The organism is Paenibacillus tepidiphilus (assembly GCF_008635795.1).
GTDB classification, from domain to species: Bacteria; Bacillota; Bacilli; order Paenibacillales; family Paenibacillaceae; genus Paenibacillus_AQ; species Paenibacillus_AQ tepidiphilus.
In genome coordinates this window covers 65,452-77,686 of sequence record NZ_VWRQ01000017.1, presented here as the reverse complement: position 1 = coordinate 77,686, position 12,235 = coordinate 65,452, and the positions used below count along the sequence as shown (strand labels likewise).

Sequence of the window (12,235 nt, the reverse complement as noted above, 5' to 3'; positions counted from 1 at the left end):
CCGTAATACAGGCTGAAATAGTGTGCAAAAATCGATCTAGTTGGTCCGATTGAATGGCACCGCTTCTTATCCCTGGTAGCTGTCGCGCCAGTGCAGCGCTTTGCGCTCAATCAGGCGGAACAGGGAGTCGATCAGCTTGCCGACAACCGCAAAGATGACAATGCCGACGAAGATCACCGGCGTGTTGGAATTCTGCTTCGCTTCATTAATCAGGAAGCCCACGCCGGACTGGGAGCCGATCAACTCGGCAACAACCAGTCCGATCCAGGCTACGGCCATCGACAGCCGCAGGCCCAGCAGGATGCCGGGCAGCGCCGCCGGCAGCACCAGCCGCCGCAGCCGCTGCCACGGGCTGAAGCCAAGCACCCGTGCTACCTCGAACAGCTTGTTGTCCACGCCGCGTATGCCCATAAAGGTGTTGACATAGAGCGGGAAGAACGAGCCGCTCATGATGATGACAATCTTCGAGACCTCACCGAACCCGAACCAGAGAATAATCAGCGGCGCAATGGCCAGATGCGGAACGAGCCGCAGCACCTGGACTCCGGGGTCCAGCATATACTCCGCCCGCCGGAACAGCCCGGTCAGCGTTCCCAGCAAGAGCCCGAGCATCGCCCCGATCAGGAAGCCCAGACCCGCCCGGCCAATGCTTACCCCAAGGTGATGGGATAGCCCGCCGTGCACCGCGAGCTCGGTAAAGGCCGCGAGAATCGCAAGCGGCGTCGGCAGAAATTCCGGCGAGACTAAGCCGGTGCTCCCGGCCAGCTGCCAGACGGCTATGGCGGCGGCTGGCAGCAGTGCGCCGACCCACCAGTCGGAGCGGAGTGCGCCCCGCAGCGCCGTCCAGGCCGCCTTGGCCTGGGCGCGGCCGGGCGCCGCAGCGCTTCCGGCACTGCCCGGGCCCTTCTCTGCTCCTTTTGCAGCCTTAATAATGATGTCAGCTCCATCGGCCATAATGCTTCACTCCTCCTAACCCTGATAGCTGTCTTTCCAGCGCAGCAGACGCCGCTCCAGCAAGCGGACGGCTATGTCGCTGACAAGACCCGCCGCCGCAAAAACAATAATGCCTACGAAGACTACCGGCGTATCGGCAAACTGGCGGGCATCCGACATCATGTAGCCGATGCCCGAGGTGGATGCGATCAGTTCAGCGACGACCAGACCCAGCCAGGATAAGCCAAGCGAGAGACGGACACCCAGCATAATATTGGGCACCGCCGCAGGCAGCACCAGCCGGGCAATCTGCTGCCGGCGGCTGAAGCCAAGCACCCGCGCCACCTCAAACAGCTTGTTGTCCACGCCGCGGATACCCATAAAGGTATTGATATACAGCGGGAAGAAAGCGCCCTTGGCGATCAGCAGAACCTTGGATTCCTCCCCGATGCCGAACCAGAGAATAAAGAGCGGCACCACAGCCAGGCTGGGAATCATCCGGATCATCTGCAGCGTCGGGTCCAGCAGCTTCTCCGATTGCCTGAACAAGCCGACCATAAGGCCAAGCAGCAGGCCCAGACCTCCGCCAAGGAGAAAGCCGGTTAACGCCCGCACCGCGCTGACCTTGAAATGGCTCCATAAATCCCCGCTTGCGGCCAGCGAGATAAAGGACTCCGCGATGGTGTACGGTGTAGGAAACAGCATCTCCGAAATGATCCCGTAATGGCCCAGCGTCTGCCATGCAATCAGCAGCGCCGCCGGCAGCAGCAGCCCGTAGCCGGCAATCGCGGCCTTGCCCGGTTTCCCGGCGGTCCTTACCGTCAGGGTCTGATTGCTCATTCTTTCCAACCTCTTTTCTAAAATAATAAAATCTTATCGGATAACTCAGGTATAAAGCATTAGAAGCCCCTTGCATGTCTTCAGGCTTAGATCCCCGCTCCGTCAGTCAGCTCCAGCTCATCAACCTTCTCAAAGACATTCAGCACCTTCAGGCGCAATTCCTGAAAAGAAGAGGTCGTCTTCTTGCGCGGAAACGGCAGGTCGATCGGCACGATCTTGCGGATGCGCCCGGGACGCGGCTCCAGAATCACGACACGGGTCCCCAGGAAGACCGCTTCATCAATATCATGCGTCACGAAGATCATCGTCGTCCGGTTGCGGCGCCAAATGTCCAGCAGCACACTCTGCATATGAGCCCGGGTGAAGGCATCCAGCGCGCCGAACGGCTCGTCTAGCAGCAGGATACGCGGGTTGCGCAGGAGCGCCCGGGCAATCGCCACACGCTGGGCCATTCCGCCCGACAGCTCCCTTGGGTAAGACTTCTCGAAGCCCTGGAGCTTCACCAGTTCAATCAGCTCATCGACCTTGCGGCGGATCTCCGGCTTGCCGAGCGGCAGGTCGGAGGCGATATTCTTCTCCACAGTCAGCCATGGAAACAGCCGGTGCTCCTGAAAAATAAACCCCTTATCAATACCCGGCCCGCCAATCTCCGTCCCTTCCAGTGTAACTTTCCCGGAGTAGCCGGTATCGAGACCGGCCACTATGCGCAGCAGCGTGCTTTTGCCGCAGCCGCTCGGGCCGATCACCGTGATGAATTCTCCTTCTTGAACCTGCAGATCCACATCATGCAACGCCTGCACCTGGCCTGCGGCTGTGCCGAAGCTTTTGTTCAGTGCTGTAATGGACAGCAAAGCTTCTCCCATAAAGCTCTCCCCTCTCCTGGTTCCAGTTACGTTTGCCGCCGCATATACAAAAAAACAGAGGTATCCCCTGCGCAGGTTTGCGCATCCGGACACCTCTGTCTGAACAGTCGGCTGAATTAATTCAAAGTAATTCAATTATAATTTGTGTAATTAAAATATCATCTATTCTGGACCCTGTCAACAAAAAGACACAATTATTATGGACGTATTCTTATTTCATTTTTAGAACGGCCGGTTCCTTAAAGGCAGTCAACTGGCCTCTGCTCTCCACAATTATCATGCCGGCTTCCAGCCGGACAGGGCCATACGCTCTGCCGGAGGTCTTTAGCTGCAGCAGGGGCTTCCCGGAGATAAGGTCGACCGCTACTACCCGGCCATCGGTTCGGGCAATATACATGCCATGCCCCAGAAGATCAAAGCGGGCAATGCCGCCTCCGCCGTAATAGCTTACCAGCGACTGATTGGCCAGCTTAAGGCCATAGACGCTCTCCCCATCGGTAAACAGCACCCGTCCGTCATAAGGACCGGCGGCATAGCTCAGCTTCGCGCCCGATCCTTCGGGCGAGTAATATTTCGGCTTCACTGTGGCCGGATCGGCATCCAGCGGGTATCCGTAGACCTTCGGGCCCTCATTGATGTACAGATTGCCGCCGTCGGTCCAAGCCGTTCCTCCGCTTCCGCCGTCAACCTTCGGATCAATGCCCCGCGGGTTATACTCCGTCGTCTTCAGCACTTTGCCGGTCCTGGCATCCAGTGTATCCAGCGTGGTGAGCGGCAGCAGGTCAAACAGATTCGCTTTTCTCTGCGAGAGCAGCGTCCCGTCACTGCCTGCAACCGGCAGATAATGATCGGATAGCTCCCATAGATGCTTCCCGCTCTTGCGGTCGAAGGCATGCATAAGATCATAGGTATAGGCTCCGGATACCGAATTCTCGGCGAGGAGGATATCGCCCTGAATCTGCAGCGATGAATACAGAGGCTCACTGTAATTATCCTTCCACTCCAGCTTGCCGCTGCTTAGGCTGTATGCCAGGATATCGCCGTTCTGCACCAGCAGCTGCCCGCCCTCGGCCGTCAGTGCAGTCACCTCGGCTCCAGGTACCTTTACCCCCCACTTGCGCGCGCCGCTGGCCGCATGTACCGCCCAGACATTTCCCGCCGCCGAGCTTACATATACCGTACCGTCCTGATAGATCAGCGGCAGCTTAAGGCCGGTGCCGAACTTCCACACCGGCTTGCCGGACTGGGCATTCAGCGCGGTCAGCTGTCCTTGCCGGAGCAGAAATACCTTTCCATCGCCATGGGCAATCGAGCCGTTTAGATTTACTGTTGTTTCCTCCTGCCGGTCGATTACCGCAGTCCATGAAGCCTTCGCTTCCGGAAGCTCTGTATAGAGTCCCGTAAGATTCTCTCCCCTGTACGACGTATGCGGCTCGTAGACAGCGGCCGCGGCCACCCCCGTCGTCAGCAGCATGCTCATTCCCGCCGCGGCTAGGCAAGCGGAGCTGATCCGTTTTCTCCAGTCCATTTAATTTCCCTCCCATAATAGAATGTAAAACCAGATAAAAGACAACTATGAGTATATGCCTTTTGTGAACAAATTCAATAATATTCCATTTCATGATGGCTATAATAACGAGATTTACTCACATACTTACATTTTGTAAGTCGTTATGTTATAATACCGGCATACCTGTTTCAGTGGACATGCTTATTAAATGCACACTATATATTCTGCTATATAAGGAGTTTGGAATGATGAATAACGAGGTTCAACAAGAGGCTGTACCTGAGTTCGAGTTCGGCATCTATACGCTGGGCGATATTGTACAGGATTGTCATACCGGAGAGACCATCAGCCCCCGGCAGCGGCTGCAGGAGGTCATCGCGGCGGCGCAGCTCGCCGATGATGCGGGGCTGGATGTGTTCGGGGTGGGGGAGCATCACCGGCTCGATTTTGCCATTTCGGCGGTTCCGGTCGTTCTGGCTGCCATCGCCCAGACCACGAAGCGGATCAAGCTGACCAGCGCCACCACTGTGCTCAGCACCACCGATCCCGTCCGGGTCTTCGAGGACTTCGCCACGCTTGACCTGTTGTCCGGCGGACGGGCGGAGGTTATTGCCGGGCGGGGCGCCTTTCTTGAATCGTTCCCGCTGTTCGGCTACAAGATGGAAGATTATAAACAGCTGTTCGCCGAGAATCTTGAGCTGCTGCTGGAGCTGAACCGGCACGAGGTGATGAACTGGGAGGGGCGCTTCCGGCAGCCGCTGAAGAATGCCGAGATCGCCCCGCGCCCGCTGCAGCAGAAGCTGCCGCTGTGGGTTGGCGTCGGCGGTTCGCCGGACAGCGCCGAACGGGCCGGCAGCCTTGGCGTCGGCATGGCCATCGCCATTCTCAGCGGCAGCCCGGAGCCGTTCCGCAATCTGGCCGAGACCTACCGGAGGAGCGGAGCTGCGGCTGGACATGCACCGCAGGATCTTAAGATCGGCATTACCAGCCATGGCTATATCGCCAAGACTTCGCAGCAGGCGCTGGATGAATATTACCCGTACTACTACAGCTACCGGAATGCCATCAGCCCGTCGCGCGACCAGGTCTACCGTGTGGGCGCAGATGACTTCGCCCGGTTTGTCGCTCCTGACAACACGCTGGCGGTCGGCAGCCCGCAGCAGATCGTCGAGAAGATTCTGTACCAGCACGAGCTGTTCGGACATCACCGGTTCATGGTGCAGCTCGACATCGGCGGCTTGCCCTTCACCAAGGTTGCCGCTGCCATCGAATTACTTGCGGCCGAAGTCGCTCCGGCTGTCCGCAGGGAGCTGGCACAGAAGCGCTGAAGCTTAACCCGCACTCCGCATTCCTGACTTTCACAAAGCATCGCCTGTTAGGCTGTGTATTCCATGCTCGCTGCAGACGCTCCGCAGCGCGCGGTAGCTGTCCGTAAAGCCAAGCTGCCGCAGAATGAGCAGATACCGGTCCAGCTCGGCGGTGCTTTCTTGCTGTCCGAGACGAATCCGCGTGATCTCATAGTAGATGGAGGTCTCGATTTTGTCGTACAGCAGATGGGTTTTGTCGGCCAGCGGCAAGGCCTGCTGCAGAAAATACAGGCTCTGGGCGTAATCCCGCTCCCGCAGACAGATGATGGCGATATTCTGCATCAAATGCTGCTGGACGGTCCGGCTCTCGGGAAACGCGCGGTATTTGGCGAATTCAGCCACGCCCCTCCGGCCAAAGAAAGCGGCGTCGCCGCTGCTGAAGGTGAACAGGAAATTGTTCAGCAGCTTGAACTCATATAAATACCATTGCTCCACGCCGAGCAGATACGGCTTGATACTGGCAGCGATCTCGCTCAGCTCCGCCACCCGGTCACGCCGCCCGCGCCGAAGCAGCACGCTTTGGCCGAGCAGATACAGATGGTGGAACGCCTCGGTCCCCGTCTCCCGGTACAGCTTGAAGCACTCATGGCTGAGCGCCTTTACCCGGTCCAGATCATAGCGGTTACCGGCTTCTGCAAGATCGAGATGGAGGCTTCGCTTAACCGGCTCCACATAGTCACGGTGCAGGAACAGCAGCTCGTCCAGACTCATCTCCAGCTTATCCAGTAGCAGAATAAGCTTGTCGTACCCCGGCGAATACTCCCCGCCCTCGAACCGCGACAGGTTAGAGCGGCTCATTATTCCCGCTGCCAGCCCCGCCTGCTTCATTCCCTTCGATTTCCGCACCTGTCTGATCGTTGCTCCCAGATGCATTTGCTCTCACTCCTTTGCCCTATTTTGTGAGTATACAGCACATTTCCAGGATCTGTTTATGACATTATGCTACATTTCGATTGCAAAAGATCATTCTGGACCGGGGAGAAATGAAAGATGAAATGGCAAAGGTTAGGGAGTTTAAACGGCAAGGTATGGAATATTCTGATCGGCACCATCGTAACGCGGACGGCACTGTTCATGAGCACACCGTTTCTGGCCATGTATTTGAGCGATCATAAGCAGATATCCGTGCAGCTTACCGGTTACGTCCTGGGCATCAACCCGCTGGCCAATGTGCTGTTCAGCGGGTTCGGCGGCGCTCTGGCCGACCGGCTTCCGGCGCGGCGGACGCTCTCCGTTGTGCCTGTCTGCTGGGGAGTTGTATTCATTCTGTTCTTCTATGCGGACAGCTTCTGGCAATTTCTGCTGCTTAGCGGACTGAACGGGTTATGTTATGCGATCTTTGAGCCGGCCTCCAAAAAGCAGCTGTCCATCCATTCCCCGAAGGAGCAGCACCTTCTGGTGTTCAACCTGCGCTACGCGGCGATTAATATCGGCGCCTTCGCCGGACCGCTGCTGAGCCTGCTGCTGCGGATGGACCGAACGCTGCTGCCTTATGTGCTGCTTGGCGTGTCCTACATCCTGTACGGCTTATCGACAATGTACTTCTTTCGGGATCTCCCGGCTTCGCATGGACGCGGATTGCCAAGAGCCGCCGGTCATCCGCGGCGCTCAGCCTTCGCTGCAATTAGCGGAGACACCGTATTTCTTCTGCTGCTGGCCGGAACCGCCTGCTCCTTCTTCGGATACTCGCAGCTTAACGCAAGTGTTTCGCAATATGTATCGGGCAGCCCCGTCTTTACAAATGGGTTAGGCATATATTCCCTGCTGCTATCGGCCAACGCCGTCATTATTCTGGCCGCACAATATTTCGTGCTGGCATGGATGCAGGGCCGCAATCCCTTCACCATTCTTATCGCCGGCAATCTGCTTATCGGACTCAGCTTTCCGGCCTTCCTGCTCCCTTCCGCTTCGCTGGCGCCTTGGCTGTTCATCCTGCTCTTCAGCCTGGGGGAGCTGCTGCTCAGCGCCCGCTTCGACGCGTTGGTGAACGAGCTGGCACCGCCGGAAGACAAAGGGCTGTATTTCGGATGTGCGGAGAGCATTAAGGCGGGGACCATCCTTGGCCCTGTCTGCGGGACCTATTTGCTCTCACAATTCGGCCTCGGCTCCCCTCTGCCGGTATTCGGAATCCTGGGCGGCATTACCGTTGCCGGGAGCCTGCTCCTTGGCATGGCCAGACGTCGGCACGGCAAGCAGCAGCAGAAGCCGCAGCTTCCGGCGGCAGCGGCAGTCACCGATCAATAAAGCGGATTTCCCCAGAGAACCACGCCAAGCAATCCCGCAATTCGCAGATTACGCCAACCTGAATGCGGGATTTGCATCGCCTGTAAAGGCATTTTAAATTTTAAACAAACTTGTTTTCCGGCCGATAAATAGGGGTATAAACCTTTATCCTGCCGATGAAACGAGGTTATTCCATGAAACGCAAAATACATACTGCCCTACTGGCTGTCTGCCTGCTCACGGCCTCCACGCTGCCGCATGCCGCAACCGCTGCCGCATACACGGCCACCGTCAATGCCAGCTCGCTGAATGTGCGCAGCGAGCCGGCCAAGGATGCAGCGGTCACCGGCTCGCTGAAGCAAGGAGCCAGTGTGACCGTCACCGATGAAGCCTTCGGCTGGCTGAAGATCAGGGGTGGCGGGGTTTCCGGCTGGGTTGCCGGTTATTATCTCAAGAAGGCGGGCAACCCGGGCAGCGTTGCCACAGCCGTGCGCTCTTCCGGCACAGCTTCATCCGCAGCCCGCAGCGCCACTGTGACTGCAAGCTCCCTGCGCATCCGCAGCGGCCCCGGCACCTCGCATGAGGTCAAAGGGGCGCTGAAGGAAAGGGACACGGTAACGGTGCTGCGGAGCGAGGGCGGCTGGGCCCAGATCAGGACAGCTGCCGGCGAGACCGGCTGGGTGTCTGGCCAGTACATCACCGGCAGTGGCGGCTCCACCAGCACGGCAGCGGCAATCAAGAACGCGCCGACCCGCAGCGGCGGTATCCGCGGGAAGACGATTGTCGTCGATCCGGGCCATGGCGGCAGCGATCCCGGCATGCTCGGCACGAGCTATGACACGATGGAGAAGGATCTGACGCTGCAGACCTCTCTGTATCTTCGCGATTATCTGGCGGCCAAGGGCGCACAGGTCCGACTGACGCGAAGCGGGGATCAGAAGCCCTCACTGGCGCGGCGGGTGCAGATCGGCCGTGAGGCGGGAGCCGATGCTTTTGTCAGCGTCCATTATAACTCTTCGCCCAAGAATGTTTCGGGAACGCTGACCTTCTATTATTCGGAGGATGATGATCTGCGCCTGGCCCGCTCCATCGAGAACCGGCTGGGACAAGGCATCGGCCTGAAGAGCAACGGCCTCTCCTTCGGCAACTACCACATTCTGCGGGAGAACACACTGCCTGCCGTGCTGGTGGAGCTGGGCTTCTTAAGCAACCGCAGCGATGAGTCCATTGTGCGGAAAGCCGCTTACCAGAAACGGGCGGCCCAGGCAATCGCCGAAGGGCTGTCGGATTATTTTTCCAGATAAAATACCTTATTCTACGGCAATCGAATCGATTGCAATATCTCTGTTCTTGCTGAGATCTATGTATTCATCCTTGATGCGCACGAGCGGCGTCTCGATATTATGCGGGTTGAGATACACAATCTCTCCGACCCGTCCGTCGGTCAGCACCACAACCCGGCCAATCGAACGCTTTACGATATTGTCCAGAAAGACCGATACAATATGCGGATCGAGCACCCCGAAGCTGCCTCTGCGCATCTGATCGACGATCACATGGAAGGGCATCGCCTCGTGATAGGGGCGCCGTGAAGACATGGCATGAAAAATATCGGCGACGGCGATGATTTTGCTGAAAGGGTCGATCTGCTCCTCGGTCAGCCCCAGCGGATAACCTTTGCCGTCGTTGCGCTCATGATGCTGCAGTGCGGCAAGCGCCATACGCGAATTCGCCCCCACCGTCTCCTTCAGCATCTCGTAGCCGTAGATGGTATGCTTCTTGACCAATTCGTACTCCCCGGCGGTCAGCTTGTCCGGCTTCGTCAGCAGCTCGGCTGGCAGCTTCAATTTGCCGATATCATGAAGCGTGGCCGCAAGCGTCAACGCCGCAAGCTCCCCCTCCTCCATTCTCAGCCATCTGCCGATAAGCGCAGACAATACACCAACGCCGATATTGTGCTCATATGTATAATCATCCGTACCGCGGATTTCCTGAAACAAAGTGAAGATATCGGGGGTAAGCGCGATGTCCAGCACAGCGGGAACAACCTCTTTCCGGATATCCGCGAGCGGAACCTTATGGGTCAGCCTGAAGGATTCAAACAGCTCCTTGGCCATTCCTACGGCATAATTCACCTTCTGCCCGCAGTCCGGCTCCCTTTCCGCCGCATTCGCAAAAACGATGTCCAGCACGTTAATTCTCTGTTTGCGGATCAGCTCCAGATGCTCTTCATTCAAGGCGCTGCCCGCCGGAATTACCGTCACCCCGTATGCATTGTGCAAGTCATTTTTGATGATTCTACCCAGGTATCTGTCCATGACACACCCTCCCGATCAGCCGACTGTTATGTAAAAGTTTCCTTATGGTTATTATCGGCCGGAGTGGAGAAATTGTGAAATCATCGGAACAGGCGGTTCAGCCTCGCTTGTTTTTAACTGCTCCTATTGCAAAAAGGAAAGCGGAAAGGATGAACAGCCCCGCACCCAGGACAATTACAACTGAATCTCTGACTGTATTATAGGAATACCGGATTTCATACACTTTATTGTAGTTGGGATGGACAGCGGCTCTTGCTTCAACTTCAGTCTGAATCAGCAAGTTATCATATTGAGGGAAGCCTTCATTACCCAGCGTTGTAAAAATAATTGGCGCAGCGGAGCCTCCACCCTCTGTAATCAGTGTGTCTTTGATATGTCCGCGATCGATTTCTTGTTGTACAATCGACCTGATACCAGTTACATCCAGCTCTTCATTGCGATACAATTCAGACCACAACGCGTTATAGTAGGAAGTTCGCTCGTTGGAGTAGAACTGTCTTCCGCCCCAGACGGTGATTAGAAGTATTACCAAGACAGATAAACAAATCAGGGAAGCCTTCCAGTATATATTCCATTTACGCTTCATATGCCGGATTTCCATAGAACACCTCCATTTGCCTAAAAATAACACAGTGTATCTTGTTATGCGAGGTATAAATAAAAAAGAGCTGGCTGAACTACGCCAACTCATGCTGATAACTAAAACATCTCCACAATCAGGAACAGATTCAGCGACACGACCAGCGCCGAAATGACCCAGCCGAGCGCCGTGGTCACCTTGCGGTTAACCAGGCTACCCATTATCCGGCGGCTGCTTGTAAACATCACCAGCGGAATCAGGGCAAAGGCGATACCGAAGGAGAGAATGACCTGGCTCATCACCAAGGCACTTGTCGGATTTACGCCGAAGGCGATAATCGCCAGCGGCGGCACAATCGTAATGGCGCGTCTTACGTACAGATTAATTCTTTTATTAATGAAGCCTTGCATGACTACATCCCCGGCCATAGTACCTACCGATGAGCTGGAGAGCCCGGCGATCAAGAGACCCAGACCGAAAGCAATGGCCGTAACGGGTCCGGATAACTGGCGGAACTGTTCAAATGCGACATCCAGATCCTCTACCACCAGTCCGTTCTTGAAGAACAGCGCGGCAGAGACGATGACCATTGCCAGATTAACGGCACCGGCAATCAGCATAGCAATAACAATATCAACCATTTCCAGCTTAAATATCTTCCTCTTCTCGTTGTCGTCCCGGCCGACGATCCGGCTCTGTGTCAGGGAAGAGTGCAGATAAATGGCATGCGGCATCACGGTTGCGCCGAGAATCCCTGCGGCCAGCAGTACACTATCCACACCTTCAAACCGGGGTGTAACCATTCCGGCAGCAATGCTTCCGGCATCGGGATGCGCCACAATCACCTGAAAGGCAAAGGCCAGCACCACAATCAGCACCATGGCTGAGATGCCCGCTTCCAGCGAACGGTAGCCCCGGCGCTGCAGCTCCAGAATGGCGAATGACCCGACAGCTGTAATCAGCGCAGCCGGAAGCATCGGAATGCCGAATAATAAATACAGTCCCAGCGCCGCGCCGATAAATTCCGCCAAATCTGTAGCAATGATCACCAGCTCACTCTGTATCCACAGAAAGATGGAGGTTCCTTTAGAGAAATTCTCCCGCGCCACTTCAGGCAGATTCTTGCCTGTGGCGATACCCAGCTTGGCCGATAACGACTGGATCAGCACGGCCATTAAATTAGAAGCAACTATGACCCAAAGCAGCAGGTAACCGTATTTCGAGCCAGCCGTAATATTGGTGGCGAAATTCCCCGGATCGAGATAAGCTACCGAAGCGATGAATGCCGGACCCAGAAACGGCAGGAGGCGTTTCCAGCCCTTGACTTCACCGTTCAGCACCGCCTGTGCGGAAATTCGGTTGTTGCCGCCGTCCATAACCAGCGGCTGCTTCGCTCTTTGCTCCAGCATATCAATCCCTCCCCGTTCCAAAAGTTGTCTATATCCATCAAAGTTTCCTTTGGGCAACTTTCCTTCTGGTTTTATTATATTCCGATCAGCAGTGGTTGTAAATGAAATTTTCATGGAAGCCATTTTCATAAATCATTATAGATAATTATAACTCCGCCCGGCGTCCGGGAATCACTGAATACAAACACCCCG

11 protein-coding genes are annotated in these 12,235 nt (G+C 56.1%); 3 read left to right on the top strand and 8 right to left on the bottom strand.

Going from position 1 to position 12,235, the window contains the following annotated elements; translation table 11 throughout:
• Positions 1–66: 66 nt before the first annotated feature.
• From F1379_RS20560 to F1379_RS20545, 4 genes are all read right to left on the bottom strand, one after another.
• Complete coding sequence (locus F1379_RS20560; RefSeq protein WP_150273394.1) at positions 67–954, bottom strand: ABC transporter permease; 888 nt, start codon at positions 952–954, stop codon at positions 67–69.
• Between the two features lie 15 nt (positions 955–969).
• Positions 970–1,773, bottom strand: coding sequence for an ABC transporter permease (locus F1379_RS20555; RefSeq protein ID WP_150273389.1), 804 nt, complete (start codon positions 1,771–1,773; stop codon positions 970–972).
• Positions 1,774–1,859: 86 nt separating this feature from the next.
• The gene (locus F1379_RS20550; RefSeq protein WP_150273384.1) at positions 1,860–2,636 is read right to left on the bottom strand and encodes an ABC transporter ATP-binding protein; all 777 of its coding nucleotides are present in this window, start codon (positions 2,634–2,636) and stop codon (positions 1,860–1,862) included.
• A gap of 211 nt (positions 2,637–2,847) precedes the next feature.
• A complete protein-coding gene (locus F1379_RS20545; RefSeq protein WP_150273379.1) occupies positions 2,848–4,164 on the bottom strand; it encodes a PQQ-binding-like beta-propeller repeat protein in 1,317 nt (438 codons plus the stop codon).
• A 230-nt stretch (positions 4,165–4,394) separates the two neighbouring features.
• Between F1379_RS20545 and F1379_RS20540 the strand changes: the two genes are divergently transcribed.
• Entirely contained in the window at positions 4,395–5,474 is a 1,080-nt protein-coding gene (locus tag F1379_RS20540) for an LLM class flavin-dependent oxidoreductase (RefSeq protein WP_150273375.1), read from the top strand.
• Positions 5,475–5,504: 30 nt separating this feature from the next.
• Here F1379_RS20540 and F1379_RS20535 read toward each other — a convergent pair whose 3' ends face one another.
• On the bottom strand, positions 5,505–6,386 hold the full coding sequence (locus F1379_RS20535; protein ID WP_150273373.1) for a helix-turn-helix domain-containing protein: 882 nt from the start codon (positions 6,384–6,386) through the stop codon (positions 5,505–5,507).
• Between the two features lie 117 nt (positions 6,387–6,503).
• Between F1379_RS20535 and F1379_RS20530 the strand changes: the two genes are divergently transcribed.
• Both F1379_RS20530 and F1379_RS20525 read left to right on the top strand, forming a co-directional pair.
• Positions 6,504–7,757, top strand: a complete 1,254-nt coding sequence (locus tag F1379_RS20530; RefSeq protein WP_150273370.1) for an MFS transporter — start codon at positions 6,504–6,506, stop codon at positions 7,755–7,757.
• Between the two features lie 173 nt (positions 7,758–7,930).
• Positions 7,931–9,040, top strand: coding sequence for an N-acetylmuramoyl-L-alanine amidase family protein (locus F1379_RS20525; RefSeq protein ID WP_150273368.1), 1,110 nt, complete (start codon positions 7,931–7,933; stop codon positions 9,038–9,040).
• 6 nt (positions 9,041–9,046) lie between these two features.
• Here the strand turns inward: F1379_RS20525 and F1379_RS20520 are convergent, their stop codons facing one another.
• From F1379_RS20520 to F1379_RS20510, 3 genes are all read right to left on the bottom strand, one after another.
• On the bottom strand, positions 9,047–10,054 hold the full coding sequence (locus F1379_RS20520; RefSeq protein WP_150273365.1) for an HD-GYP domain-containing protein: 1,008 nt from the start codon (positions 10,052–10,054) through the stop codon (positions 9,047–9,049).
• A 97-nt stretch (positions 10,055–10,151) separates the two neighbouring features.
• Positions 10,152–10,655, bottom strand: coding sequence for a hypothetical protein (locus F1379_RS20515; RefSeq protein ID WP_150273359.1), 504 nt, complete (start codon positions 10,653–10,655; stop codon positions 10,152–10,154).
• 98 nt (positions 10,656–10,753) lie between these two features.
• Positions 10,754–12,010, bottom strand: coding sequence for an Nramp family divalent metal transporter (locus F1379_RS20510; RefSeq protein ID WP_150273555.1), 1,257 nt, complete (start codon positions 12,008–12,010; stop codon positions 10,754–10,756).
• Positions 12,011–12,235 lie beyond the last annotated feature (225 nt).

Coding starts and splice junctions, on each gene's coding strand:
- F1379_RS20520 (WP_150273365.1), bottom strand. CDS start 10,054: ATGGACAGATACCTGGGTAGAATCATCAAAAATGACTTGCACAATGCA.
- F1379_RS20555 (WP_150273389.1), bottom strand. CDS start 1,773: ATGAGCAATCAGACCCTGACGGTAAGGACCGCCGGGAAACCGGGCAAG.
- F1379_RS20540 (WP_150273375.1), top strand. CDS start 4,395: ATGAATAACGAGGTTCAACAAGAGGCTGTACCTGAGTTCGAGTTCGGC.
- F1379_RS20515 (WP_150273359.1), bottom strand. CDS start 10,655: ATGGAAATCCGGCATATGAAGCGTAAATGGAATATATACTGGAAGGCT.
- F1379_RS20535 (WP_150273373.1), bottom strand. CDS start 6,386: ATGCATCTGGGAGCAACGATCAGACAGGTGCGGAAATCGAAGGGAATG.
- F1379_RS20510 (WP_150273555.1), bottom strand. CDS start 12,010: ATGGACGGCGGCAACAACCGAATTTCCGCACAGGCGGTGCTGAACGGT.
- F1379_RS20545 (WP_150273379.1), bottom strand. CDS start 4,164: ATGGACTGGAGAAAACGGATCAGCTCCGCTTGCCTAGCCGCGGCGGGA.
- F1379_RS20560 (WP_150273394.1), bottom strand. CDS start 954: ATGGCCGATGGAGCTGACATCATTATTAAGGCTGCAAAAGGAGCAGAG.
- F1379_RS20530 (WP_150273370.1), top strand. CDS start 6,504: ATGAAATGGCAAAGGTTAGGGAGTTTAAACGGCAAGGTATGGAATATT.
- F1379_RS20525 (WP_150273368.1), top strand. CDS start 7,931: ATGAAACGCAAAATACATACTGCCCTACTGGCTGTCTGCCTGCTCACG.
- F1379_RS20550 (WP_150273384.1), bottom strand. CDS start 2,636: ATGGGAGAAGCTTTGCTGTCCATTACAGCACTGAACAAAAGCTTCGGC.